This is a genomic window from Paraburkholderia sp. RL17-373-BIF-A, from assembly GCF_046030175.1.
GTDB lineage: Bacteria > Pseudomonadota > Gammaproteobacteria > Burkholderiales > Burkholderiaceae > Paraburkholderia.
This window is the reverse complement of the sequence record NZ_JARESO010000020.1, coordinates 110071-135286: the sequence shown is the minus strand read 5'-3', so window position 1 is coordinate 135286 and position 25216 is coordinate 110071. Positions and strand designations below refer to the sequence as shown.

At 58.2% G+C, this 25216-nt stretch carries 23 protein-coding genes and 2 pseudogenes; 6 read left to right on the top strand and 19 right to left on the bottom strand.

Features of this window, described 5'->3' with window-relative positions; all coding sequences use genetic code 11:
* Positions 1–60 precede the first annotated feature (60 nt).
* Positions 61–1089: a D-xylose ABC transporter substrate-binding protein gene (gene xylF / locus P0D80_RS24630; protein ID WP_132383882.1), complete on the bottom strand. Its 1029-nt coding sequence runs from the start codon at positions 1087–1089 to the stop codon at positions 61–63.
* 170 nt (positions 1090–1259) lie between these two features.
* On the bottom strand, positions 1260–2582 hold the full coding sequence (xylA, locus tag P0D80_RS24625; protein WP_408287120.1) for a xylose isomerase: 1323 nt from the start codon (positions 2580–2582) through the stop codon (positions 1260–1262).
* Positions 2583–2853: 271 nt separating this feature from the next.
* Between xylA and P0D80_RS24620 the strand changes: the two genes are divergently transcribed.
* From P0D80_RS24620 to P0D80_RS24610, 3 genes are all read left to right on the top strand, one after another.
* A complete protein-coding gene (locus P0D80_RS24620; protein ID WP_408178621.1) occupies positions 2854–4071 on the top strand; it encodes a XylR family transcriptional regulator in 1218 nt (405 codons plus the stop codon).
* Positions 4072–4104: 33 nt separating this feature from the next.
* Positions 4105–5190, top strand: coding sequence for an aldose epimerase family protein (locus P0D80_RS24615; protein WP_408287118.1), 1086 nt, complete (start codon positions 4105–4107; stop codon positions 5188–5190).
* A gap of 170 nt (positions 5191–5360) precedes the next feature.
* Positions 5361–5663, top strand: a complete 303-nt coding sequence (locus P0D80_RS24610) for a DUF4148 domain-containing protein (RefSeq protein WP_408287116.1) — start codon at positions 5361–5363, stop codon at positions 5661–5663.
* Positions 5664–6226: 563 nt separating this feature from the next.
* On the opposite strand, the gene P0D80_RS24605 is transcribed toward P0D80_RS24610, so the two are convergent.
* Complete coding sequence (locus P0D80_RS24605) at positions 6227–7006, bottom strand: bestrophin-like domain (protein WP_408178567.1); 780 nt, start codon at positions 7004–7006, stop codon at positions 6227–6229.
* A 362-nt stretch (positions 7007–7368) separates the two neighbouring features.
* A pseudogene (locus P0D80_RS24600) lies at positions 7369–7586 on the bottom strand (tyrosine-type recombinase/integrase); the annotation flags it as partial.
* 281 nt (positions 7587–7867) lie between these two features.
* Here P0D80_RS24600 and P0D80_RS24595 point away from each other — a divergent pair.
* Positions 7868–9547 carry an ABC-F family ATP-binding cassette domain-containing protein gene (locus tag P0D80_RS24595; RefSeq protein ID WP_408287113.1) on the top strand — a complete coding sequence of 560 codons (1680 nt, stop codon included), beginning with the start codon at positions 7868–7870 and terminating at the stop codon, positions 9545–9547.
* A 290-nt stretch (positions 9548–9837) separates the two neighbouring features.
* Here P0D80_RS24595 and P0D80_RS24590 read toward each other — a convergent pair whose 3' ends face one another.
* The 3 genes and pseudogenes from P0D80_RS24590 to P0D80_RS24580 all read right to left on the bottom strand — a co-directional run.
* Positions 9838–10611 (bottom strand): hypothetical protein, encoded by a 774-nt coding sequence (locus tag P0D80_RS24590; protein WP_408287111.1) that lies wholly within the window; start codon positions 10609–10611, stop codon positions 9838–9840.
* On the bottom strand, positions 10608–10910 hold the full coding sequence (locus tag P0D80_RS24585) for a tetratricopeptide repeat protein (RefSeq protein WP_408287109.1): 303 nt from the start codon (positions 10908–10910) through the stop codon (positions 10608–10610). The genes P0D80_RS24590 and P0D80_RS24585 overlap by 4 nt, the downstream gene beginning before the upstream one ends.
* A 97-nt stretch (positions 10911–11007) precedes the next feature.
* Positions 11008–11284: pseudogene (locus P0D80_RS24580) on the bottom strand (transposase); the annotation flags it as partial.
* 237 nt (positions 11285–11521) lie between these two features.
* Between P0D80_RS24580 and P0D80_RS24575 the strand changes: the two are divergent.
* Complete coding sequence (locus P0D80_RS24575; RefSeq protein ID WP_408287107.1) at positions 11522–12625, top strand: acyltransferase family protein; 1104 nt, start codon at positions 11522–11524, stop codon at positions 12623–12625.
* Between the two features lie 130 nt (positions 12626–12755).
* Here P0D80_RS24575 and P0D80_RS24570 read toward each other — a convergent pair whose 3' ends face one another.
* The 9 genes from P0D80_RS24570 to P0D80_RS24530 form a co-directional block, all read right to left on the bottom strand.
* Positions 12756–14330, bottom strand: a complete 1575-nt coding sequence (locus P0D80_RS24570; RefSeq protein WP_408287105.1) for a glycosyltransferase family protein — start codon at positions 14328–14330, stop codon at positions 12756–12758.
* 4 nt (positions 14331–14334) lie between these two features.
* On the bottom strand, positions 14335–14772 hold the full coding sequence (locus P0D80_RS24565) for a sugar 3,4-ketoisomerase (protein ID WP_408178562.1): 438 nt from the start codon (positions 14770–14772) through the stop codon (positions 14335–14337).
* Positions 14773–14776: 4 nt separating this feature from the next.
* Positions 14777–15130: a GtrA family protein gene (locus P0D80_RS24560; RefSeq protein ID WP_132383866.1), complete on the bottom strand. Its 354-nt coding sequence runs from the start codon at positions 15128–15130 to the stop codon at positions 14777–14779.
* Between the two features lie 2 nt (positions 15131–15132).
* Positions 15133–16041 (bottom strand): glycosyltransferase family 2 protein, encoded by a 909-nt coding sequence (locus P0D80_RS24555; RefSeq protein ID WP_408178561.1) that lies wholly within the window; start codon positions 16039–16041, stop codon positions 15133–15135.
* Between the two features lie 25 nt (positions 16042–16066).
* Positions 16067–16741: a GNAT family N-acetyltransferase gene (locus tag P0D80_RS24550; protein ID WP_408287102.1), complete on the bottom strand. Its 675-nt coding sequence runs from the start codon at positions 16739–16741 to the stop codon at positions 16067–16069.
* Between the two features lie 272 nt (positions 16742–17013).
* Complete coding sequence (locus P0D80_RS24545; protein ID WP_408287101.1) at positions 17014–17934, bottom strand: glycoside hydrolase family protein; 921 nt, start codon at positions 17932–17934, stop codon at positions 17014–17016.
* A 2-nt stretch (positions 17935–17936) separates the two neighbouring features.
* The gene (locus P0D80_RS24540; protein WP_408178558.1) at positions 17937–18617 is read right to left on the bottom strand and encodes an acetyltransferase; all 681 of its coding nucleotides are present in this window, start codon (positions 18615–18617) and stop codon (positions 17937–17939) included.
* 11 nt (positions 18618–18628) lie between these two features.
* Positions 18629–19381 carry a class I SAM-dependent methyltransferase gene (locus P0D80_RS24535; RefSeq protein ID WP_408178557.1) on the bottom strand — a complete coding sequence of 251 codons (753 nt, stop codon included), beginning with the start codon at positions 19379–19381 and terminating at the stop codon, positions 18629–18631.
* On the bottom strand, positions 19378–20499 hold the full coding sequence (locus P0D80_RS24530; protein WP_408178556.1) for a DegT/DnrJ/EryC1/StrS family aminotransferase: 1122 nt from the start codon (positions 20497–20499) through the stop codon (positions 19378–19380). Before P0D80_RS24530 ends, P0D80_RS24535 begins: the two co-directional genes overlap by 4 nt.
* Positions 20500–20780: 281 nt before the next feature.
* On the opposite strand from P0D80_RS24530, the gene P0D80_RS24525 reads away from it, so the two are divergent.
* Positions 20781–20927, top strand: a complete 147-nt coding sequence (locus P0D80_RS24525; RefSeq protein ID WP_408178555.1) for a hypothetical protein — start codon at positions 20781–20783, stop codon at positions 20925–20927.
* Here P0D80_RS24525 and P0D80_RS24520 read toward each other — a convergent pair.
* The 3 genes from P0D80_RS24520 to P0D80_RS24510 form a co-directional block, all read right to left on the bottom strand.
* On the bottom strand, positions 20924–21073 hold the full coding sequence (locus P0D80_RS24520) for a hypothetical protein (protein WP_181309363.1): 150 nt from the start codon (positions 21071–21073) through the stop codon (positions 20924–20926). The two genes, P0D80_RS24525 and P0D80_RS24520, sit on opposite strands and share 4 nt — an antisense overlap.
* A 163-nt stretch (positions 21074–21236) precedes the next feature.
* A complete protein-coding gene (locus P0D80_RS24515) occupies positions 21237–22697 on the bottom strand; it encodes an amino acid permease (protein WP_408178554.1) in 1461 nt (486 codons plus the stop codon).
* 209 nt (positions 22698–22906) lie between these two features.
* The gene (locus P0D80_RS24510; RefSeq protein WP_408287098.1) at positions 22907–24832 is read right to left on the bottom strand and encodes a potassium transporter Kup; all 1926 of its coding nucleotides are present in this window, start codon (positions 24830–24832) and stop codon (positions 22907–22909) included.
* Between the last annotated feature and the right edge of the window lie 384 nt (positions 24833–25216).

The window sequence follows — 25216 nt, the reverse complement described above, 5'->3', positions numbered from 1 at the left end:
GGCGCGCGACGGCGCCGATACGCATGACACGCATCGAGGTCCGCCGCGCACACGTTACGCTCATTGGCTCGCGAGCTGGGCCTGAGTATAGAAGCCGTCCTTGACGACTACATCGACATTGCTCTTGGTGAGCAACGTGGGTTGCAGGAGCACCGTGTCGACTTTCTTCTTGCCGTTGTCGTATTGCGAGTTATACGCGGGCTTCTCGCCCTTCGCCAACGCCACGGAGAGCTTGGCCGCTTCGCCGGCAATCAGTTTCAGCGGCTTGTATACCGTCATGGTCTGCGTGCCGGCAATCACACGCTTCACGGCCGCGAGGTCCGCGTCCTGGCCCGACACTGGCACCTTGCCCGCCATGTGTTGCGCGGCGAGCGCCTGGATCGCGCCACCCGCGGTGCCGTCGTTCGATGCGACGATCGCGTCGATCTTGTTGTTATTCGCCGTCAGCGCATCTTCGACAATGCGCAGCGCCGTGGAAGCGCTCCATTCCGGCACCCACTGCTGACCGACCACTTTGATGTCGCCCTTATCCATGGCGGGCTTCAGTATCTTGAGCTGGCCTTCGCGGAGCATCTTGGCGTTGTTGTCGGTCGGTGCGCCGCCGAGCAGGAAGTAGTTGCCCTTCGGCTGCGCGTTGTAGACGCCTTGCGCCTGCAATTCGCCGACCTTTTCGTTATCGAACGAGATGTACGCGTCTACATCGGCATCGAGAATCAGGCGGTCATATGAAACGACCTTGATGCCCGCTTTCTTCGCTTCGGCGACCACATTCCCGAGCGTCTTCGAATTGAACGGCACGATCACGATGACATCCACGCCGCGCGAGATCAGGTTTTCGATCTGCGAGATCTGCCGCTCTTCGCTCGCATCGGCGGATTGCACCGACACTTTCGCGCCGAGTTTTTCCGCTGCGGCGACGAAATAGTCGCGATCGCGCGACCACCGCTCGACGCGCAGATCGTCGATACAGAAGCCAATTTCCGGATGATCCTTGCTCGCATGCGCGAGCGGCGCGGCAAGCGACAGGCTGGCGAGCACCGCTCCACACACGAGCGAACTCAATACGGTACGACGCGTTGCGAATTTCATCTCTGTCTCCTTCTTCTGATAGCCGGAATACCGGATTGGACGGTTTGCGCTGCGAGCCGCAGACCGGACAAGCGACAACCCAAAGCTTCCTATTTCGCGCGGTCGGCGTGGCCGCGCGATTTTTTTAGTGGTGTGGCTACTTTCTGATGCGTTGCTTCTTGAGACGCGGATCAACGTCCGCTGTAAATCGCCTGATTCACGATGTTTTCCATCAACTCCTGATGGCCGCTCGCGTGCTGCGGGTTCAGACCGCGCGCCAGTGCATCCGCCGCCAGTGTGGAGAGCGAATAGTCGCCGGAAAGAATCTTGCGGCCGAACTCCGCTTCCCAGCCCGCGTAACGTTGACGTTTGAATTGATCGAGACGATCGTTTTCGATCAGCACCGCCGCGCGCTCGACGGCGAGCGCGAGGTTGTCGATCGCACCGATGTGGCCGTAGAACAGATCTTCCGGATCGACACTTTGGCGCCGCACTTTCGAATCGAAGTTCATGCCGCCGGTTGTAAAGCCGCCGTGTTTGAGGATTTCGTAGAAGGCGAGCGTCAGTTCTTCCACACTATTTGGGAATTGATCCGTATCCCAGCCGTTTTGCGGATCGCCGCGATTCGCATCGACGCTGCCGAAAATACCCAGCGCGTAAGCCGTGGCGATCTCGTGATGAAACGAGTGGCCCGCGAGCGTCGCATGATTGGCCTCGATGTTCACGCGAATCTCTTTGTCGAGCCCGTGTTGCAGTAAAAAGCCATGCACGGTCGCGACGTCGTAATCGTATTGATGCTTGGTCGGCTCCTGTGGCTTGGGTTCGATCAGCAGCGAGCCTTTGAAGCCGATCTTATGCGCATGGTCGACGACCATATGTAGAAAGCGGGCGAGTTGATCGCGTTCACGCGCGAGGTCGGTATTGAGCAAGGTGTCGTAACCTTCGCGTCCGCCCCACAGTACATAGTTATCGCCGCCGAGCCGTTGCGTCGCATCGAGCGCGTGGCGCACCTGGGTTGCCGCAAACGCGAACACTTCCGGATCGGGACTGGTCGCGGCACCGGCCGCATAACGGGGATGCGAGAACAGATTGGCCGTGCCCCACAGCAGCTTGATGCCCGTGCTCTCCTGCTTGCGCGCCAGATAGTCGGTGATGCGCAAGAAGTTTTCGCTGTACTCTTTCAGGCTCGACCCTTCGGGCGAGACGTCGGTATCGTGGAACGTGTAGTACGGCGTGCCGAGCTTCGAGAAGAACTCGAATGCGGAATCCGCCTTTTGCTGCGCTCGCTCCATCGCGTCGCCGGCTTGCTGCCAAGGACGCCGGAACGTTCCCTGCCCGAAAATATCCACGCCCGGCCAGACGAACGTGTGCCAGTAGCACACGGCAATGCGCAGATGTTCTTCGAGTGTCTTGCCGAGCACCTTCTTGCTTTTATCGTAGTGGCGGTACGCAAGCGGGTTATCCGATTGAGGGCCTTCGTAGCGGATCTCGGGAATGTGTTCGAAGTAAGACATCAGCGTCTCCAGTTTATGGTGCACCGCAACCCGTGCGACGTCGCCGCGCCGGTTGACAAGGTGACGCCATGCTGCCGCTTGCACGATGCATCGGCAATTGCGAAATTGCGCAGCGTGCTTGATGTTTCTTACCGCCCTCGATTTTGTTTCGCACCGGCGCGCGATTCGAGGCCTAGAATAACCAGACGCTTAAAACCGCTGCCGTTCAAATTAAGCATCCAACAGGAGACAAAGGCGTGACGGGTCATTGACCCGCACACCGCTCACCGCCATGACCCGTCCGCAAACACCACAGACGACCCATCGGATCGCGCTGCTGTTCAACGCGAACAAGGTCTACGACCGCGAGATCATCACCGGCATCGGCAACTACCTGCTGTCCACGCGCGTGGCGTGGGATCTGTTTCTCGAAGAAGACTTTCGCTGCCGGCTGACGGGTATAGAACGCTTCGACGGCGACGGCATCATCGCGGATTTCGACGATCCGGCTGTAGGCGAAGCGCTGCGCGATTGTCCTTTGCCGGTGGTCGCCGTGGGATCGTCGTTCGAAGATCCGGCGCATTATCCTCCGGATTTACCCTATATCGCCACCGACAACAGCAAGCTTGTTTCGCTCGCTTATACGCATCTGATCGGCGCGGGTCTCGAGCACTTCGCGTTGTACAGCCTGCCGCAAGCGCAGGAGAACCGCTGGGCCCAACAGCGCGAACTCGCGTTCGCTCATTTGCGCCGCGCGGACGGACATAGCGCGGAGCAGATCGACAGCGAGATGTATCGCGGCCTCTCGACCAGCGCGCCGTCATGGAACCAGGCGACCGAACAGCTCACTGCGTGGCTGCGGGATTTGCCGAAGCCGGTTGGTGTAATCGCAGTGACCGATGCGCGTGCGCGGCATCTGCTTCAGGCGTGTTTGATCGCCGGCATTCCTGTGCCCGAAGAAGTCGCGATCATTGGCATCGACAATGATCCGCTGACCCGCACGTTGACGCGTATTCCGCTTTCATCGGTGATTCAGGGTACTGAGGAAATGGGCCGCACCGCTGCTCACCTTTTGCATCAGATGCTGCATGGCGCGCGGTTTCCGGGGCGGCGCATTCTGGTGCCGCCGGTCGGTATCAACGTGCTCGAATCGACGAAGCACCAACCGCTGGCGAGTCCGTATGTGATGCGGGCGCGGCACTTCATTCGACAGTACGCGTGTCAAGGCATTCGCACCGAACAGGTTGCCGACTATGTGGGCGTGTCGCGCTCATCGCTCGAAGAGTACTTTCGGCGCGAACGGCAGTGCACCGTGCATCAGGAAATCCTGCGCCATAAACTCGATGTCGCAAAAGCACTGCTGGCGAAGCGCGATGCGTCGAGTGCGGAAGTGGCGATCCGTTGCGGCTTCACGTCGCCGCAATACATGTACGCGGTGTTTCGCCGTGAACTCGGCTGTACGCCGCGCGAATACCAGGAGCAGGCGAATTCGACGTCCGCGCCGGGCTGAGCATGCCTATTCTCTTTTCTTCTCACTGACGACATGATCAGCATCGCACAACTTTCTTCCGAGCCGTGGGGCACATTGCGCGGCGGCGATTCCGTCCGACTCTTCACGCTGCGCAACGCGCACGGTATGAAAGTCGCCATCAGCGATCTGGGCGCGACGCTGGTCTCGTGGCATGCACCGGATCGCGCCGGCGTGCTCGGCGATATCCTGCTCGGCCACGACACGCCCGCCGAATATGTGGCGGCCACCACTTACATGGGCGGCCTGATAGGCCGCTGGGCGAACCGGATTGCCGATGCGCGTTTCACGCTCGACGGCATCGAGTACACGCTCGACCGCAACGAAGGCGCGAACCTGCTGCATGGCGGCACGGTGGGGTTTCATCGCGCGCTGTGGGACGTGAGCGAGGACAACGGTGCGTTGCTCATGCGACTGGAGTCGCCCGAAGGCGATGCCGGTTTTCCGGGCAACGTGACCACGCAAGTGCGCTACTCGCTCGACGACGACGGCACGCTGACCATCGCCTATGAAGCGATCACCGACGCCGCGACGCCGCTCAATCTGACGAGCCATCCGTACTTCAATCTCACGGGCCGGCCGGGTGCCGACATTCGCGGCCACGTGTTGTCGATCGATGCGGACCGCTTCTTTGAGGTCGACGCCGCTATGATTCCGTCCAAGCTGGCGGAAGTGGCAGGCAATGCCTTCGATTTTCGGCGGAGCGCGCCGATCGGCGCGCGGCTCGACTGGCCACACGCGCAGTTGGCGACGGCCGGTGGCTTCGACCACTGCTACGTGCTGCGCGATGCCCCCGACGCCGGCACGAACGATGCCACCCCGCCGATGCGCCAGGTTGCCTGCGCCTACGATCCCGGCAGTGGACGCGAATTGACCGTCTCGACCGATCAACGCGGCTTACAGTTTTACAGCGGCAACTGGTTAAAGGGCGACTCAGGACGCGGCGGCATTGCGTATCAAGCGCACGCCGGTTTGTGCCTCGAAGCGGGGGGCTTTCCAAACCAGGTCAATATGGCTGAGCAGGACGAGGTGATCGTGCGGGCCGGCAGCACGTATCGGCAGGTGACCGCGTATCGAGTCGATGTTCGCCAAGGCGTGTAGCGCGATTCTTCATATATTACGGACCACATTACATCAGGCCGACTTATTGTTTGTAGCAACACTGAATTACCGTATCAGTGGTTTCCCCTAGACGACTACCTTCCTAGAATCCGTGGATGGTGCCAAAGATTGCTGCGGCGCCCCATAAAATATTCTCGGAGGGAAGCATCATGAAATCGCTCGTCAAAGCCGTGGCGCTAGTTGTAGTGTTCGCAGCGCCGGTGGCATCGTTCGCGCAATCCGAGCAACCGGTCACGCGCGCCGAGGTCAAGGCGCAATTGAAGCAGATCGAACAGGCCGGCTATAACCCCGCGGTCGCAACCGACTCCACCTACCCCGCTGACATTCAGGCGGCCGAAGCTCGCGTCGCCGCACAGAACAATGCAGCGACGGGATATGGTCCATCCACCGCTGGCTCGTCGGAAACCGGCTCTGACGTTCCTGCCGGCAATCCGAATCTGCAAGGTCAGTAGTACGCACTCTGTTTTGGGCAATTCGATGCGAGCGCATGGTTCAGGCATGCGCTCGTATTCGTGCTTCGAATGCCTGGCCATGACAGCGCAATGTCAGAAAGTCCTTTGACGAAAATAATGGCTCGGCTGTCCTCGGGCGGCAGTTCGATGGTTCTCAGCATGCGTTCATGTGCATCGCGAGAACTTCTACTCAACGTCGCTTCGGGTTCTTATCCCGCTGCATGCGCAAAATATGCTGACACCGAACGTTGTTGCCCGGGCGCTTGACGGCGTGCCCCCGACGATTGATCTCGCCCTGGGATACAACAATGCGAATACAAATCCATTGCTCCTTCGGCTTTTATCTCGTGCCGACGAGTTGGTCGCAAACGTTCAAGACCAAAGCATCATCCGATACGCCGTCCAGGTAATGGGCTCGCGCTCGTTGCCCCTGCATGTTGTGCGGTAAGAGCCGTCGTCAACCATGCTCGCCTCGAGATCGAATGGCCGCTTTGCCGGACTGCGCCGCCGTCTGAATGTCAGAGTGGCACAAAACACGAGTGACCCTTCCTGGCCGACAACGCTCAGCGATCCTCAGGTATCACCTGCAACAGCGGCTCGGGCGTCAGCGCGATTTCTCCTGTAAAGGGCCGATCGTGGGAGAGGATGAGCAAAACGGTTGTAGCGAGTGCCGCCGAAAACAGACCGATTGCCACGGCGGACGTCAGCCGGTTGTCGCAATGAACGAACGCGATGGCGAACAGCAGGCACACCGCCAGAAAGGCCAAGCATAACCATTTGATGCCATTCACTTCGCTGCGACTGATCAGGATACGCTCGCGACGCACTTCGAGAGCATGCTGCAGGGACGCCGCGACCTCGCGCTGCGCCGTCTGCTGTCCGGGCGTAACGACTGGTAGGGATAGCGTGAACTTCAGTGCGTTGTTCAGCGTGGGAGGACTAACGTTAAGTGTGACGGCTCCCTTCGCCACCAGCGGCCATTCAGTCGTCGCGGTGTACTGGATGTAGTCTCGGACCATCCTTCGCAGTTCGGTCTGGGCTTCATTTGGCAAAACGGCAGACATGACAACAACCGATCGCAACGCACTCGCTTCAGTGGCGACCGCGATATTGGCGCGCGCCGTATCGTTCCAGACCTGCGAGGCCGTGAAGACGATAAATAAGCCGAATATGATACCGAGTGGAGAAAGCAGACCGGGAGAAATTGCCTTGAATGATCGCCCATATCGACCGGCAGCAAGCCATCCGGTGACGACATGGATGGTCGCGCCCGCGAGAAATATCGCACCGAAAGTGACCAGTGCCATCAACCATAACGGCAGCTCGTGTACCCATGTACTCATGATTGTGGTTGCGCAATGCGCAGTCTGAACGGGATATTCCTGGTGGGTCGGGGAGTCCAAACCCCTCAACCAGACCACGAAGCTCCATCGGTAGTCTGTGCGCTCGACCACGTTGCGTCGTGATGGCCGAATTGCCGCTCCGGTCACGCTCTGGGTTGTCTTTAATTCTGCCGCTGGCAGATTGTCACCGATTTGCTTATGGCCGTCGAAGGGCAGCTTCTGGCCGATAGTACTCGCACGACATCAGGCGAGATAGCGGCCGGTTACGGCGCGCTAGATCTCGGTCTGCTCTGAGATCTCGAGTGCATCGTCGACCTCTATGCCAAGGTATCGCACGGTACTTTCCAGCTTGGAATGACCAACACCTGACTACCGTGCATGACATCGCGCACACGGAGATTGACGAGATCACAGCCGCGCAGCTTGCTATCATTGCGACGTTGAACAGCGCCAGATCGCGAACCGAATGGGCATTCTGGAGATGAATCCGTATTGTCCAGATTTCTTTCGGCTTCAGCGGTGGCTTTTGGCCGATTAACTTGCCTTTGTTCCAAGGCTCCCGAGTTTGCCTGGTTGCCATGGCGGACTCCAATTGATTGACCGGAGTCTGATTTTGTTCTGGCCGCGGAGGATCACCTCCGCCTTGTGCGCACGTCGGATGCTTGCTACAAGCCAGGAGCCGTCACTCACCGTTTGTTCGCTGGCCCAGCAGCCGGAACGCCCGGCGCGCCAGTGCCCGCCTCGCTTTGCGGCCGGTGGGCGCCGCAAAGAGCAAGCGGCTCTTCACTCGTGCGGCCAGAAAAGAGACAGCCCTGTGCGTCCGGTGGGCTATCATGCCTATCCTCTCCGAAGTAGCTCCTTATGATTTCCGTCCGTAATGTCACGCTGCGCCGTGGCGTCAATGTCGTACTCGACCGCGCGTCCGTCACCTTCACCCCTGGCGAAAAGATTGGCCTTGTCGGCCGCAATGGCGCCGGCAAGTCATCCTTCTTCGGCCTTCTCAACGGCACGCTGCACGAAGACGGCGGCGAGTTCTCGATTCCCGCTGCATGGAAGATGGGCCAGGTCGCGCAGGAGATGCCGGAGACCGAGCAGAGCGCGACCGACTTCGTAATCGAGGGTGACACCGTACTACTGGCCGCGCAGGCCGAAGTAGCCGCCGCTGAGGCCAGCGACGACGGCATGCGCATGGCGCACGCCTACATGGCCCTGCACGACGCCGGTGCACATGATGCCCCCGCACGTGCCCAAGCGCTGATCCTGGGCCTTGGCTTCAGTGCCGCGCAGCTTAGCCAGCCGGTCAACAGTTTCTCCGGCGGCTGGCGCATGCGACTGCAGCTGGCGCGCGCGCTCATGTGCCCGTCCGACTTGCTGTTGCTCGACGAGCCGACCAATCACCTGGACCTCGACGCGCTGGTCTGGCTGGAAGCGTGGCTCAAGCGCTATCCAGGAACCTTGGTAGTGATTAGCCACGATCGCGAATTCCTCGACGCGGTGACGCAGGTGACGGTGCACGTCGACAACGCCAAGTTGGTGCGTTATGGCGGCAACTACAGCAAGTTCGAAGACATGCGCGCTGAGCAACTGGTGTTGCAGCAGGCCGCGATGGCGAGGCAGATCGATAAGATCGCTCACCTGCAGAAATTCATCGACCGTTTCAAGGCCAAGGCCTCGAAGGCGAAGCAGGCGCAGAGCCGGGTCAAGGCGCTCGAACGCATGGAGAAGATCGCACCGGTGCTTGCCGACGCAGAGTTCAACTTCGAGTTCAAGGAGCCGCTCAACGTCCCGAACCCGCTGCTGTCGATGCTGGACGCGAGCTTCGGCTACGCGGCGCCGACCGGCGCACCGCCGGGCACGCCGCCGACGGTCATCGTGCGGGGCATCAACCGATCCGTGCTGGCCGGGCAGCGCATCGGCATTCTCGGTGCCAACGGCCAGGGCAAGTCCACTCTGGTGAAGACGGTGGCGCACGAACTGGCGCCGATTGCCGGCGAAATCAGCGAGGGCAAAGGCCTGAACATCGGCTACTTCGCACAGCAGGAACTCGACGTGCTGCGTCCCCTCGACACGCCGATGGAACACATGATCCGCCTTGCCAAGGACACGCCGGCGCACATGCGTGCGCCCGGCCAGAGTGGCACCGAACAATCGCTTCGCACTTTCCTCGGCACCTTCAACTTCAGTGGGGACATGGTCCATCAGGCGGTGAGCACGATGAGCGGCGGCGAAAAGGCGCGGCTCGTGCTGTGCATGATCGTGTGGCAGCGCCCCAACCTGCTGCTGCTCGACGAGCCTACCAACCACCTCGACCTGGCCACACGCGAAGCGCTAGGCATGGCACTCAACGAATTCGAAGGCACGGTGATGCTGGTCAGTCACGACCGGTCCCTGCTGCGCGCGGTATGCGACGAGTTCTGGCTCGTTACCGAGGGTGGCGTCGAGCCCTTCGACGGCGATCTGGACGATTACCAGCAGTTCCTGCGCGACGAAGCCCGTCGCATGCGCGAGCAGGCTGCCGGGGAGCAGAAGATCATCGCCTGAGTTAACCCCGTGGCAGTTCCAGTTTGGAAGCTGCCATAGCCCTCGCATCGAGTCGAAGGGCCGCTTAAGGTCGGGAGTGTGAGTTCACTGATGCAGGATGATGCCACCGGGTTGCTCGATGCCGCCATCGTCGGCAATCAGCCACATTGCTGACGTAGAACCGAGCCCGTCCCAATGACGGCCTAGGCCGATAACTTGTTCCTCGAATCAAGCGTCGACAACAGGTCATGATCTGTGCGACTCCAGCCCCTGAGTCACCACCTTCATTGTCGAAACGTGCTACTCCTATTTCAGCGATACCGAGCAACCAAAGCACGGTAACGTACATCATCCCTCAAGCCGCTCAACTCCGGGGCGCTGTCGAGAAAAGCAAACCCTCGATAACCTGACTTGAACGCATCGCTAAGCCGACTAATGGCGGCATCGTAGTCCCCGTCGTGTGCTGCGGCGAACGCGAGCTTGGCCAGCGCGACCCCGCCTCCAGTCACGACTTTGTCCATGCCCACAGAAGGCGAAACAGTCGGCTCACCAACGCGATAACGCTGAGCAGCAGGTATAACTTCAGGAGGTTCGGCGTTCACGTTCTTCGGTTCACTCTTCCTTACTTCCACGTCCGCCGACTGCTTACTCAACACCGGAGCTTGCGTCGCGGAGCCGAGCCCATTTGCCGAAGTCTCTGTAGCGTTAGTCGGTAACGCCGATGCGTGAACGTCCTCGACGACGCGACGATAGTATACGAGCCCAACGAGAGGTATCTTCAGATACATCCGGTCAGGGCCATCGAAGTAAAACGTAAATCCGACCCCGTACGACAAATCGATCGTCACAGCATCCTTCTTTCCCTCAATACCTTTGATCGGAAGGCTTGCCCCCGTGTCGGGACTGACGATCTGCGTGTTCGACACTACGATATCAAGGCCAACCGGCAACTGCACGCTATCGAAAGCAACGCGTTCAGCATGCCAGTGGCCGATGATCGACGGCCCAACGGATTTCGAACATCCGCAGACAATCGCTAACGCCGCGCACAGCGCGGCGGCTCGCCGACAACTAGAGATGTTCACGTCGTCGTACGATACTTTTTGATCAACGCCGTGAAGCGCGGGTCGTTCCGGATAGCGTCGAGATCGGGGTCCTTCTGCATTTCGTCGAAGTACGAGAACCCGTTCAGAAAACTGGCTTCCAGTTCCTTGAACGCGTCGTCTGTACGACCCTGCTTCAGCCTCAGCACCGCCATGTTGTAGTAGACCAGCGACTGCTTCGGATCGCGAGCCGCGGCATCGCTCAGTTCTTTCTCGGCATCATCGAGCTTTCCCTGAGACATCTGTGCAATGGCGACCTTGACCATCTCCTTGGCAGCCACCTGGTTGCTGGCCGACTCGGCGCCCGACGCGTCTCCGTTCGAGAGCTTTGCATCACTATCTTTGCGTTGGGCAGTGATAGTCGCCCACGTCAGCGAGCCCCTGAGCGAAGGCCTGCAGGGCCTGCTGTGCGGCCTGCTCGCTCGGGGTATCGTGATCTGGCGCAACGCCGTGGCGACAGCCTTGCGATCCTTGTAGCTGGCGTGCTCCAGACTGTTGCGATCAGGTGCACGATGCAGGTCTGCACGGTTGTGCGGGGATTAGCTGCGCCGATCGCCTCGGCCAGTCCCTTCAAGCCGTCGACCACGGCAATCAGGATGTCCTGGCATCCGCGCGTCTTCAGTTCGTTGAACACCTTGAGCCAGAACTTCGCGCCCACCGCAAAACTGTCCTTGGTTGATGATCGCTAAGACGTGGGCTTGCCCACAATAAAATCTGATGGCCCCGCCGACGCAGTCGTATCGCCCAGCAAACCAACTCTAACTCTAGTTTTCGGATCTGGGAAATAAGGCTTGCCAGGCAATTGTTGTTCTGTCTCCGGGCGAATCGTTTCACGGAAAAGTGCGTCCGCCATCATTTTTGTTACCATTGCCGCTCAATCCGAACGAGCACCATGGCAAACGGCAACAAGACTTTCTATCTCCCCTGGATCGACGGCCTCAGGGCAGTCGCTGCTTTGTCAGTCGTCGTGCATCACAGCGATCTTCTGGCGGAGCCGTCGATAGCTGCGTTCAGGAATTTCCTCGGGTGGTTCGGGGTTGATCTGTTCCTTGTGCTAAGTGCGTTTCTTCTGTCACGCCTTCTGCTTATCGAACGAGAAACGACGGGCGACGTCAGCATCCTCAACTTCTATATTCGTCGGGCCTTGCGCATCTGGCCGCTCTATCTGTCATTCGTCACACTCGCACTGCTTTGGGGGCTGATTTGGGGCGATCAAGGCACTGTGCAGCTGTTCGGCTGGTACGTGTCCCATCTGACCTTTACCCAGAACATCGAGGCGGCGTATCACGGATATACGCCGTTTCCGTTCTCGTCGCATTTGTGGACGATCGCGCTCGAAGAGCAGGCTTATTTGCTGATCCCCATCGCAACTGCAACGTACTTTTCGCGTGGTCACGTGCGAGGCTTGAAAATGGCGCTCGCTGCGGCGGCGGTAGGCTTTATGTTGATGCGTCTCGGCGTCGTGCTGATCGGCCGTAGTCATCCATTCGTATGGGTCTCACCGCTGAGAGCCGACACGTTTCTGTTCGGCATATTCATGGGTCTCGGCACTTCAGTCGGCGCATCGACGGATTTGCGGACGCACAAGTCATTGCTTTCTGCTACTGCCGCTTTGCTGATACTCTCGGCGCTCGTATGGATGGGGCCGCCCGGTATCTCGCGAGTCTGCGAGGTGATTGGTTATCCCGTCATGGCGTTCGCGTGCTGTCTGATTGTCTACGCGGTCTCGATGTCATCGAAGCTGCGGGCAGCGTTCGGTTGCCGTCCTATGCGCCATCTGGGAAAGATCTCGTACGGGATCTATGTGTTCCACATTTTTGCGCTGACAGAGACCGCCAAAGTCCTGGATCAGCTTGAAGTGCATAACCGGTTCTCGAGATTCGCTGTCGCCGTCGTGGTCACGGTCTTGCTAGCGGACGCTTCGTATAGGCTTCTCGAGCGTCCTTTCCTGCTTTTGAAGAACCGTTTCACATCGGTACAGAGCCGCCCCGCCTGAAGTCGCAGGATAGACGCCCGCTTGCATATGCTGTGCTGACTCAGGCGAACGGGCGTCATGGTGGCATTGTGGGAGCTTAAGCTGCAACGCCAGGGTTCTCTTGCGTGCTCCCCTAGCCCATTCATTCGTGTCAACGCTGGCGCAAAAACAACTCTGCGCTGGAGTTTCCGTAATCTCGGGCAGTCGATGCGTCAACCCTGCCAGCGGGCCGATATTGCGGGAGCTCCCGGATCGCTTGCGTGACGGCCGAACTACCAGGCAAGTCTCTCTCGGTCGCGACGACCACATCGGCCGGGCAACTCTCGATGGCTCGTTTTACGGCCTTTTCGTCGAAGTGCAGCGTGACAGCCGTAACGGTCAGATTACTGACGCCGTAACACGGTGGGCGGAGACCGGTGAGGGGATACAGTATCAGCATCGCAGCGCTCGAACTCAGCGTGGCGTTGGCAGGAGCAACGCGTTTGATCTCATCGGCCAAGAGCAGATAGTTGCTATTCGGAATCGACTCGTCGGCCCAATATTTCCCGTGCGTCTCCTTGAGCGCGGGGTAGGTAAGTCCCCAAAAGATGCTGCGTTGAAAGTTGAGTTGAGGCCATACGAGCAGTAAAGAGACGCCAATGCACAAACAGCTACAAATGAGCTTTTGCGCCCGGCCAGCAAACTGGCAAGTGCTCCAACCCAAGCTCGTAATGCCGCACAGGCCGATCAGCGACCACGAGAAATGATAAGGAAAACCCAGCTTAGCGAGCGGTTCAACGAAGGGGATCAAGGTGACAGCGGCCCAAAAAGCGAAAGGCTTCAGATATTCCGTTGTTCTTCCGCGAATCGACGCGATGACGATGCATGCCGTTGCCACCAAACTCATGACCAGCCCTGCGGCAGCAGCCTGCGCAGCGAGTTGCCCGCTCGACTTGAAGAGCTTCAATCGCAAATCGCCGAACGCTCCATAACCAGCGCCAGTGTCAACATAGCCGGCTATAAGGCTGGATACGCCGCCGGAGCCTCGAAGGGCGATTGCCAGGATAAGTATGAGTGATCCAGCCGCCAGCCCGCCTGCAACGTAGTGCTTCAGCCCGCGGGTGCCCCGCTCCACGAAGATGGTAACTGCCCCCAACACGGCGAAGAGAAGTAGCGTTTCCCGCAAAAGTACGCCGAGCGCGACGAGTACGCCCATGGCTAAGTACCTGGACGAACTGGCTTGCTGCTCGGACAAGAACAGGATCACCGCATAGAGCAACGGACACAGCGCTATGAAGAAGCTGTTCTTGAACCCATATTGAATGAATGCCGGGTGGTTCAGCAGCGCAAAAAACAGCGCGGTGATGAGCGCGCTCGCGGTCAGGCTTCCACTCAAACGTGCTGATATTCGCAGCATCAAGACGGCGGCCAGCGCGTCCGGAACGATGTCGATCAGTCGAAAGGCAAAAATGGGATTGACGTTCAGCGAGTAGACGAAAGACGTCATTAACGGGTAGAGCATCAACATGCCGTCATTCGGAAGACGCAGGTCTTGCGATAATCGGTCATGAATAATCAGCGCGTAGTACCCGTAGATGCCTTCGTCCGTGGACGGATAGCCACCGACTACCGCCAGTCGCAGCACTACAACGACGAGCACGACGAACAAAGCGGCGGCGATTAGCCCTATGCGTTGGCTGTGTGCGCCTGACGTTGGTTCTGATCTCAATGTTACGCTGCGGTACATTCAGTCAATCCTGCTTTGACGCTAGATCTTTCATCAGGGCGAGATAGTCATCGTAGTCTCGGATATAGTCGGCTTCATTGTACATATCGGACGCAAGAATCAGCGCGACCGAGCCGGGATCGAAATTGACCTCTGCCGCCCAAATCAACGGGGGCACGTGCAGGCCCTTCCACGGCCGATTCAAATGGATGCGCGTGCGGTTCTTGCCGTCGTCGACCTCGACGTCGAAGCTGCCCGAGAGACAGATGATTAACTGATTCAGCGTATGGTGCGCATGCGCACCCCGGCTTTCTTCAGTGGGAACGTCGTATAAGTAGAAAACACGTTGGATCGCGAATGGCACATGTTTATCGCTTTCGATAAACGTAAGGTTGCCTCGTGGATCAGTGATCTTCGGCAGCTCGTAGAGCTTGCAGTCGGAAATGGCAGGCATAGTAGTCATGGACCTACTCACGGAAGATTGCGCGGGTGAGAATGAACATCGCGGGAACGGTCACACAAACGACGATGAGTGGCGCGACCTGCGTCGGAACGTGCAGCACATGTACGCAGAACCTCAATATACCTATTCCGATCGCATAGTTGATTAGATAAGCCAGCGGATATGACGCTGCGGTCCGTACGCTCAGATTCTTTTTGAATACCCATTTTGCGCTTAGCAGGTAACCCAACGCGATACCAGCCGCGTACGTGATTGTGTAGGCCCACGTGTAAGGAAGAAACTGCAGCAAAAGCAGGTAGAGGATGTAGGTGGCAAGCGTATTGATCACGCCCGAAACCAGGAATCGCTTGAACCTCATCTTTACCAGACCTGCTCGATGACCGTCTCCGGGCGCCGGTTCGTTTCTTCGAAAATCCGCCACAAGTACTCACCGATCAAGCCGAGCATGACAATCACGAGTCCCAGCATGAAAGAGATCAGAGAGACGATCGTCGCAAATCCAGGAACGGAAATGTTGTGAAGGAATGCGCCGATCACGACGACAAGCCCATAGACGAAACTGCACACCGAGATGACTGCGCCGACGCCCGAAATCACCCGGATTGGCGTGATTGAGAAACCCAGCATGATGTCGAGAAATGCTGAAAATTTCTTGGCAAACGTCCAACCGGACTTGCCGTGGCGACGTGCCGGGCGGTGATAGGTGATCACGCTCGGCTCGTAGCCCAGCCAATAAGCGAGGAGCGGCGTAAAAACTGATTTCGAACTGTTCAGAAGATGGGGCAATAGCGCCTTGTCCATCAGCGCCATGTCGTAACCGCCGTCGGGGTAGTCGCGAATGACGAGTGCCCGCAGCAATTTATAGTGAATACGCGAGAAGATCTTCGACACGACCGGATCATCTCGGGTTACGCGCTCGCAAATAACAAATTTGGATCCGGCCAGCCACCGGTCGACCATCTCATTGATCAGCCCAGGCGGGTCCTGCAGATCCGCAGCAACGACGATAAATGCGTCACCCGTCACGAAGCGGAAGCCCGTCTTCGAACAGTGAACCGCCCCGAAGTTGCGAGTCAGCTTGACGACGGTGGTGGCCGGCCGGGTGTTCTTGAACTCCAGCAACAGCTCCAGGGAATTATCTTTTGAGCCGTCATCGACGAAGATAAGCTCAAGCAGAATATCGCGGGCGAGCAGGCCCTGTTCGAGCGCGACAAGCTGCGGGAATAGGTGCGGCAGGCTTCCGGCATTGAAGTACACCGGAACGATCAAGGATATTTTTTTCTGACTCACAATCTCAAATCGCCAATTCGTAATATTCGTGGGCTACACCGCCGCCGCCAAATTCGGACTTGAATCGGAACAGTCCGTCGTTCAGTACCTGGCCTGCTGATTCATTACTCGTTCCAAAGTCGAAATACCGTGCTCCACTAGCGCGGGCTTCTTCTATGGCGGCGCCAAACACCGCGTCGAGCGCGCTAACCTGATTGCCGCTCTCATTGGACGCGATGTATTGAGCGTGCCACACGTTCCTCGAGCAGAACAAAAGGACGCCCGCGATCACTTTTTCATCCATAACGGCACATCGAAGCTGAATCTCGTCGGGAAAGCGCGAGGCCAGCAGAGCGATTTCGTCGACCGTGTGAACCGGAACAGCCTCGTGGCGGCGCGCGAGCGTTTCGGTCAGAACCGCCCAGAATGCGGGCAGGTCATCGATAGCCGCGCGCAACGAGACGGTCTTGCACGCCTTACGCCTCGCACGCTTTCGACGCTCGCTGACGGGCCGCTGGTGCTGTAGATCGATCGTGCAGGACAGATCGCATCGAACGCGCTGCGCATCATGCCGGAAAAGCGCATACACGTCGTCTTGCGAGGGAACCCGCGCGTAGATAAACGGGACCACTTTGTAGACCAGTTTGCGGATACCACGGTTGCGATAGTGATCCTTCAACGCGCCGATCGCGTCGATCATTCGTTGACCATGAAGCCATCCGGCGTGTGCAATGCCGCCGTATGTTGCGCCCGGATGACTCACGACGATGTCCGAATCGCCGGCCGCCTTCGCCGCTGGAAACAGACCCACCAAACGCCCCTCGTTCATTAGCAGGACGGAAGCGTCTTCGAAGCGTGCACCGTGATATGACAGAAAGCGTCGCGTGTGCAACAGCGTTGCATTGTCGCATTCGCGACACCAGTCATCCCATGCTTGAGCGTGTTCAGCGCTGTAGTCGACGATATTGATGTTCACTTGATCAGTTCCGCGACACCGAAGCCCGTCACGCCGAAGTCGTTGCCGTTGTAAAAGCAGAAAGTCTTGTCGCCGGCATTGACCACCGCGGCGTATTCGACCGTCTCGTTGTCCCAGCCGGATGCGGAAACGTCCAGTCCCATCTGTTCGTCCAGCCGCGTCCAGTGCCGGCCATCGGGCGATTCGGCGTAGCCCATCCGATAACCCAGCGGCTGCTTCTTCCTCACGCTATAGAACATCTGGTAGCCATCATGCTTCTTGACAACGTAAGGCCGGCCGAACCCGTGTTCGACATCGCGATTCATTTCGAAGACGCGACTGCCCGCCTCGGGCCATATGACCCCATCCGGGGACTCCAGGTAATGGAGGTCGTAGACCGGCATGGCTTTTCCTTCCAGCGTCTCCCATTCGCTTCCTGCGACGTACCACATGCGGTAAACGCCGCCTTCGGCCATGACAAATGGGCCGCCACGAATATGCAGCTCATGCGGCGATCTTTCCAGAACCGGCGTAGCTCGAAGACGTTGGAACGTCTCGCCGCCATCGTGACTGATGGCAAGTCCAGTCAACAAGCGGTAGCGGATTTGATGGCAAATCTCAAAGCCGACGTAGTACATTGCCAACGTGCCGTCTGGAAGCGCGAGCACGCATGTCTGGAATACACCATTGTCGTCAAAGGCACCCGGTACGCCAACGTCGAGGACAGGGTCCGGCGATACGCGGAGCACGCGCGTTGGATCGCCGGCGTCAACGTCGACGAAGCCAATGCGGCCAATACCTTTTTCGTCACGCCCTTGCACGTAGATGCGCAATGTGCCGTCGTCCAGAAACAGCGGCGTCGGACACGATGCATGGGATCGGGCCCACCAAAGGTCACCGGTCGGGCACCAGACGACGCCCAGCTTTCTCCATTCCATTTTTAGTCCGCGCGTACTTTGAAGAAGCGGCGAGCGCTTACTCTTGCGGGTTCGCTTTTGACACCGCCGTAGAGCTTGTCAGGTTCCGTGTCACTCGAGATCGAAACGCCGGGTCCAATCCAATTACTTTCGCCAATGTTGACGTTATTGCTGACCGTCGAGTTGACACCCATGAAGGTATGGCGCCCTATAGTACAAAACCCGGAAATCACGACTTGCGATGAGATGAAGCAGTGACTGTCCACCTTCGTATGATGCCCGATGTGATTGCCGCTCCAGAGCACGACATTGTCCTCAATACGGACAAACGGCTGGACGGTATTGTTCTCGAAGATAAAGCAATGTTCGCCGATCGACGCGTTTGGCCACACGAACGCTTTCGAACTGATATAGCTTGCGGGCTTGTAGCCTTTCGCCTTGCACGTTTCATAAAGGCGCGCACGCAGCCGGTTCAGTTGCGAATAGACAATTGCCGCATAGAAGTCGACCCGCTCGGGCGGATAAAGCTCTTCGAGCCGCTCCAGCGGCACCACCGGCAAATCGAACAGGCGGTCGCGCGTCATGAATTCCGATTCGACGGCGAAAGCGACCACGTTGTACTCCGAGTCGTGCGTGAAGTACTCGTACGCAACTTCGGCGAATGCACTGTCGCCAACGATAACCAGGTCTCGGGTCTTTTCCATTTGCGTCGCTTTTACGGTCGTTGGATCAAGATGTCTTCGCGGCGATTCGCCATGGGCAACGCTCGCCCTTGCGGCAGCACGTAGGCATCGAACCCAGCGGATCGCGCCCGCTCGAGAATCGAGAAGACGACGGAGTCATCGATCTGGTCATGCTCGATCTGATTGAAGCTCACGACCGGATCGTCGGCGGTGCGCATGAACTCCTTGTGGAAACGGACGCCCGTTTCGCTGGAGAAGAAACGTTTGCGCTTGGATACATTCGGTATGTCGCCAATCAACATCTGACCTCCCGGCGCCAACAAGGACAGCGAATCGTCGAGGAAACGAAAGAACGGCGCCTCCAGCACGATATATTGCAGAACGCTATAGCAGAGAATGACATTTGCCGTCTCTCTGAGTCCGTCGATGACGCCAGGGCAATCGGGGTAGCGCGCTGCAACCTTCGTGATGAATGGCCGATCGTCCAGTTGCTGCAACATTTCCTCGCTATCCACCAAAGTGAGCAAATGGCCGTTCTTCTCGCAAAGACCTATCAGCATGCCCGGAAGATCGCTGCATCCAGGGCCGATGTCGAGCACGTTCTGTTTCGGAAGTTGCAGGTTGTCCAGTTTGCCGACGATGTCCGCGAAAATGTGACTCTCGAAACCTTGACGATAGTCGTCCGGAAATCCGATCCGCTCGTATTTCGACAACGAGTCGTCGCTCGCGAGCCGCCGGAAATCGTCGAAGCCGATCTGCGATGTGCGGTTCTTTGGTTGATTCATTGCGCGGACTCACGTGCGAAATAAGCACAAACGGATTCGATGACACGATCCACCTGCGCCTCGGTCATTCCCGGGAAGCACGGCAACGTGACGATCTCGGCCGCGCTCTGTTCCGTCACCGGCAAATGTTGACGGGGTGAAGCGGACCGGCTTGTGTAAGCGGTCTGCCAATGATCGGGAATCGGATAATGCACTTCCGTTGCGATCTGCTGTTCGCCAAGATACGCGCGAAACGAATCACGGTCGCGCACGCGAATGACGTAGAGATGGGCAACGTAATCCGCATCCACGGATGAAGCGATCCTGGCCGGTAGATCTTTGAAGGCGGCGTTGTATCGCCGCGCCACGGCTTTACGTTGCGAATTCCAGTCGTTCAGGTGCGGCAACTTCTCGCGCAGGATCGCCGCCTGCACTTCGTCCATACGGCTATTTCGGCCGCCCGCCAGCTCTACACTGTATTTGGCGTTCCAGCCGTACTGACGCAGCATCTTCAGCTTCTCTGCGATCGCCGGGTCCGAACATACGGCTGCACCGCCGTCACCTAGTGCGCCCAGGTTCTTGGTCGGATAAAAACTGAAACAGCCAATTGCGCCAAAGCTTCCCGCAATACGCCCCGCGCGCATTGCGCCATGAGCTTGCGCACAATCTTCGATGACAGGAACGCCGGCTTGTGCGGCAATCGCTACGAGTTCTTCGATAGCTGCGAGTTGTCCGTACAGATGCGTAACGAGAATCGCCTTGGGCTTCTCGCGCGAAAGCAGGTCGCGAAGGGCGGCCGGCGACATGTTCAGCGACGAAGCATCGACGTCGACGTAAAGGGCGCGCGCTCCAATCGCATTGACCGCCGTGCTGCCGTAAAAACCCGCGTTTGCCACGAGCGCCACGGAATCGTTGGACGTTACATCTAGAGCCCGCAACGCGAGTTCCAGCGAGTCGGTTCCATTAGCAAGTGCAACGCAGGTATCGACGCCGATATACGCGGCGAACTCCCGCTCGAAGTTTGTCACTTCATTGCCGAGGATGAACCAGTGACTGTTCGCCACGCGGTTGAACGCACCAGCCAAATCGATGCCGCGATTCGAGGCTTCAATGGAAAACAGAGGGACCTTGCCGGCCATAGCGCGCGTACCTCCGCAATGTGATTTACGCCATCACACGCGAGCGGTGCGATGACTTTGATTAAGTTGTTACCGTGTGAAGTGTGCCCGAATCAGATCCGAGAAGGTGACGACGGCAAACGCCTATCATAACTCATGGCGAATGTCGATGTCACGTTTGAAAGGTATTGGGCAGACGCTGGGGAGACGGGTCGTGAGCTTAGATTTCGATGTCACGCGACAGCGAGATAGGATGCGCCGCGCGATCACGATCCAACCCCGAGTCGGACGGCGGATGGAAATTGCTGCGCGGCACTCAGCGCGACGGCAAGCAAGGCCGCAGCATATCAGATACTGACAAGGGGACGATCGCCCGAATCAACCGCGAGCAACTTATCAAGTGCCGGCAGAACGCGGCAAGCTTTGATGCGGAAAAAAACTCCTTCTAACTCCTCTCGCGCTCATCGGGCATATGCCGCCGCATAAAAACGTCGATGCCATCCACGCGCGACGAGGCAAACGCCCTAACCACCACGACACCAACGATACCCAAAACAACCACCACGGCCGGAATCTCGAACAAGGTCATATCCACGACAAACCTCCTCATAAACCAGGAGTAGCCACGCCGTACTGCATCGTCGCGGCTACCACTCACACTCCCAGTCTACGAAGGCAGACCTCAGCCACCAAACGAGCATTTTTCATCGATATGTGAGAAATATTTGCAGTAGCGCCGCCCCGGCGCCACCGCCCTCTCAGTGCCGCTCAGGAAAGCGCAACTTCGAATGATTGCGACCATAAGAAATATAAATGGTCATCCCGATCACAAGCCACACGACAAGCCGCACCCACGTGACGAGCGGCAGCCCGGCCATCAGCAACAGACAAAACAGGATCCCCAGAACCGGCACGATCGGTACACCAGGAACCCGGAACGGGCGTGTAGCATCAGAGTCACTGCGCCGCAAATAGATCACAGCGCCGCACACAAGAATGAACGCGAACAAAGTGCCGATGCTAACCATCTCCCCCAACACGCTGATCGGAGTGAGCGCCGCCACGATCGCGACGACCGTGCCAATCAGAATCTGACTCAAATGAGGCGTCTGAAGACGCGGATGAACTCGTGCAAAAAGAGGCGGTAGCAAGCCGTCCGTCGACATCGTGAAGAAGATGCGGCTCTGCCCGTACAGCAGCACGAGGATCACAGTGGTCAGTCCTGTCAGCGCACCGATCTTGATCAGAATCGAGAACCAGTTCAGGCCAATCGCATCCACGCCCTTGGCGATCGGATCAGGAACATTCAGTTCAGCGTACGGTACGAGCCCAGTGAGGACACCCGCGACGAGGATGTACAAAATGGTGCAGATGATCAGCGACCCCAGAATGCCGATCGGCATGTCCCGTTGCGGTTTTTTCGCTTCCTGTGCTGCAGTGGAGACCGCATCGAATCCGATGAACGCGAAGAACACCACGGCCGAGCCACGCAGAATCCCGCTCATGCCGAAGTTACCAAACTCGCCAGTATTCGCGGGAATAAACGGATGCCAGTTCGCCGGCTTGATGAAAAACACGCCGAGCGCGATAAAGGCCACCACCACGGTCAGCTTGACCGCCACCATGACGTTGTTGAGCCGTGCTGATTCCTTCGTACCGAGCACGAGCATGGTGGTGAGAATGGCGATGATCACGATCGCGGGCAAATTGATGATGCCTGTCGCGGTGGTGCCATCGGGTAGCTTGATGATGGTGCCGGGTGCGGTGGCTAGATCGGGCGGGATATTGATCCCCACGTTATGCAGCAAGCTCACGATATAACCGGACCACCCGACCGCGACAGTGGCGGCGCCCATCGCATATTCGAGGATCAAGTCCCAGCCGATGATCCACGCGAAAATTTCACCCAGCGTGGCATACGTGTAGGTGTAACTGCTGCCGCATACGGGCAACATCGCTGCCAGCTCCGAATAGCAGAGGCCGACGAACGCGCACGCAATGCCACCGAGTACGAATGACAGGATGATGCTCGGGCCGGCGAATTGCGCCGCGGCGGTGCCGGTGAGAACGAAGATGCCGGCGCCGATGATCGCGCCAATGCCCATCGCCGTGATGCTGGTTGCGCCGAGTGTTTTCGATAGTGCGTGGCCTTCTTCCGCGTCGGCGCTTCCTACAATATCGGCGACGGATTTTCGTGCCATGTAGCTCGTATCAGCCATGATGAGTCGTCCCGTTCAAATGGTGTTGGGCACGAGCCGACTCGGTTTGCTTCGGCTCGCGGAGCACGACAAAAACATCTGTTACTGAAGACTAGCGGGTAAAGAAAAGAGAAATAGAAAATTCAGTGTATTCCGAATTAAAAGTAAAGTGAATATTTGATTCTCTCACGCCTGCGGACGAGGCTTTTGTTCGCGTTCTTATGCATTCCTCAAATCTCCACGCGTGCCCCCAACTCAATCACTCGATTAGCCGGCAGCTTCAGATAAGCCGCAACGTTACCCACGTTATGCAACATGACTGAGAACAAACGCTCTCGCCACATCGCCATGCCGCTATCACGAGTGGGCACCAAGGTCGCACGGCTAAGGAAGTAGGAAGTCTCCGCCGGCTCGAATGTCAAACCTTGCGACTTACAAATTTCAAGCGCGCGCGGCAAGTCGACCTCGTCCATGAAACCATACGTGATCGTGACCTGGTAGCAGTCCGAATCTAGCGGGTGCACACTCACGCGCTCACTCGTAGGCACCCACGGTATCTCCTCATTGTTCACCGTCACGAAAACGACACGTTTGTGCAGCACGCGGTTATGCATCAAATTGTTGATCAACGAATGCGGCACGCCATCAGGATCGGGCGATAGAAAGATTGCCGTGCCACCGCATCGCATCGGCGAGTCCTTCAACAACGTGGCCAGATAGGGCTTGAGCGGCATCGTCCCGGCCCTCACGCGCGCTTCGGCGCGCATCATCTCCCAGCCTCGTCCCCAGGTCGCCATGATCGTGTAGATGATCAGCCCGACGAGGAGCGGGAACCAGCCGCCCTGCATGAGCTTCAGCAGGTTCGCGGAGAAGAACGCCGCGTCGATCACGAAGAAAAAACCGGTCGCAAACACGCATAGCAGCCAGTTGTAATGCCACGCGTAGCGAATGACGAAGAACGTCAGGATCGTCGTAATCAGCATCGTGCCGGTGACAGCGATACCGTACGCGGAGCCGAGCGCCGTGGATGAACCGAAGCCGAGCACAGCCGCCACGACGGCGGCCAATAACGTCCAGTTGATGCCTGGCACGTAGATTTGCCCCATTTCCCTTTCCGACGTGTAGACGACATTCATGCGCGGCAGAAAGCCGAGTTGCATCGCCTGCTTCGTCATCGAATACGTGCCGGAGATAACGGCTTGCGACGCGATTACGGTCGCGATCGTCGACAGCACGATCATCGGATACAGCGCCCATTGCGGAAACAGTTTGTAGAACGGATTTTGCAGCGCGCCCGGATCGGCAAGCAGCAACGCGCCCTGCCCCAGATAGTTCAACGCAAGCGCGGGAAACACGAGGCCGAACCACGTCAGCCGGATCGGCCTCGCGCCGAAATGTCCCATGTCCGCATAGAGCGCTTCCGCGCCGGTCAAGGACAGAACGACCGCACCCAAAGCAACGAACGCCAGCCACCGATGATGCAGGCAAAACGCCAGCCCCGCGAGCGGATTGAGCGCGACGAGAATCGCGGGCGCGCGCATCAAGTTGATGACGCCCACCACGGCAAGCACGATGAACCAGAGCACCATCACCGGTCCGAACACGATGCCGATACCGGCCGTTCCGCGCTTCTGCATCAGGAACAATGTGACCAGCGCAACCAGCGTCACGGGAATCACACAGGTCTTGAGAAACGGCGCGGCGACCTGAAGACCTTCGACCGCGCTCAACACCGAGATCGCCGGCGTGATCACACTGTCGCCGTAAAAGAGTGCTGCACCCATGATGCCGACACCCAGCAACATATGGCGCAAGCGCGGCCGCGTGGCAACCGACGACGCAGCCAGCGCCAGCAGCGCCATGATCCCACCTTCGCCGTGATTGTTCGCGCGCAGAATCAACGTGACGTATTTGAGCGAGACGACGATGATCAGCGACCAGACGATCAGCGAGACAATGCCGACCACATTCAGCGCGTTGAGCGACAGTCCGTTGACTGGATCGAACACCGTCTGCAGCGTATAGAGTGGACTGGTGCCGATATCGCCATACACCACACCCAATGCTGCAAGCGCGAGTGCGGGCATCGCCGGCCGCTGATGCCCGCGCCCGCCGGAATGGCCCGCATCGGGCGCGGCGGATACTGACTGGCTCATGTCTCGCTCCAGTTTCGCGTTCTCGCGGTGCAACAATTGGCATAGGCCGATGCACGTGCGGAACCGATTCATGCTTTTGTGAGGCCTCGTTTTTTTCGAGGAGTCGCCTGCGTCCCCACGCAACAGTCAGCGTCGCCGAAGCAACCTCCGTACGAGGAACGGGCGTCCCGTTGCCCTATCGCCGGACGCGCATTCGTATTGTTCTGATGTTTTGCGTACCTGCCTTCCGCGAACGTGACCTGTCTCTTTTCCTGAAGGACGGTGTGCCACTAATTCAACATATACCATCGGCCGATTGCCACGCTACTGATACATGAAGTGGCGACAGATTTATTTCGTCTCCACATACGCGAGGTGCGATCCGTATTACATAAAGCTTTCGAT

What these genes read in the sequence shown, in the direction of transcription:
- xylF (WP_132383882.1), bottom strand. Translation starts at nt 1,089, where the DNA reads ATGAAATTCGCAACGCGTCGTACCGTATTGAGTTCGCTCGTGTGTGGA.
- xylA (WP_408287120.1), bottom strand. Translation starts at nt 2,582, where the DNA reads ATGTCTTACTTCGAACACATTCCCGAGATCCGCTACGAAGGCCCTCAA.
- P0D80_RS24620 (WP_408178621.1), top strand. Translation starts at nt 2,854, where the DNA reads ATGACCCGTCCGCAAACACCACAGACGACCCATCGGATCGCGCTGCTG.
- P0D80_RS24615 (WP_408287118.1), top strand. Translation starts at nt 4,105, where the DNA reads ATGATCAGCATCGCACAACTTTCTTCCGAGCCGTGGGGCACATTGCGC.
- P0D80_RS24610 (WP_408287116.1), top strand. Translation starts at nt 5,361, where the DNA reads ATGAAATCGCTCGTCAAAGCCGTGGCGCTAGTTGTAGTGTTCGCAGCG.
- P0D80_RS24605 (WP_408178567.1), bottom strand. Translation starts at nt 7,006, where the DNA reads ATGAGTACATGGGTACACGAGCTGCCGTTATGGTTGATGGCACTGGTC.
- P0D80_RS24595 (WP_408287113.1), top strand. Translation starts at nt 7,868, where the DNA reads ATGATTTCCGTCCGTAATGTCACGCTGCGCCGTGGCGTCAATGTCGTA.
- P0D80_RS24575 (WP_408287107.1), top strand. Translation starts at nt 11,522, where the DNA reads ATGGCAAACGGCAACAAGACTTTCTATCTCCCCTGGATCGACGGCCTC.
- P0D80_RS24570 (WP_408287105.1), bottom strand. Translation starts at nt 14,330, where the DNA reads ATGTACCGCAGCGTAACATTGAGATCAGAACCAACGTCAGGCGCACAC.
- P0D80_RS24565 (WP_408178562.1), bottom strand. Translation starts at nt 14,772, where the DNA reads ATGACTACTATGCCTGCCATTTCCGACTGCAAGCTCTACGAGCTGCCG.
- P0D80_RS24560 (WP_132383866.1), bottom strand. Translation starts at nt 15,130, where the DNA reads ATGAGGTTCAAGCGATTCCTGGTTTCGGGCGTGATCAATACGCTTGCC.
- P0D80_RS24550 (WP_408287102.1), bottom strand. Translation starts at nt 16,741, where the DNA reads ATGATCGACGCGATCGGCGCGTTGAAGGATCACTATCGCAACCGTGGT.
- P0D80_RS24545 (WP_408287101.1), bottom strand. Translation starts at nt 17,934, where the DNA reads ATGGAATGGAGAAAGCTGGGCGTCGTCTGGTGCCCGACCGGTGACCTT.
- P0D80_RS24540 (WP_408178558.1), bottom strand. Translation starts at nt 18,617, where the DNA reads ATGGAAAAGACCCGAGACCTGGTTATCGTTGGCGACAGTGCATTCGCC.
- P0D80_RS24535 (WP_408178557.1), bottom strand. Translation starts at nt 19,381, where the DNA reads ATGAATCAACCAAAGAACCGCACATCGCAGATCGGCTTCGACGATTTC.
- P0D80_RS24530 (WP_408178556.1), bottom strand. Translation starts at nt 20,499, where the DNA reads ATGGCCGGCAAGGTCCCTCTGTTTTCCATTGAAGCCTCGAATCGCGGC.
- P0D80_RS24515 (WP_408178554.1), bottom strand. Translation starts at nt 22,697, where the DNA reads ATGGCTGATACGAGCTACATGGCACGAAAATCCGTCGCCGATATTGTA.
- P0D80_RS24510 (WP_408287098.1), bottom strand. Translation starts at nt 24,832, where the DNA reads ATGAGCCAGTCAGTATCCGCCGCGCCCGATGCGGGCCATTCCGGCGGG.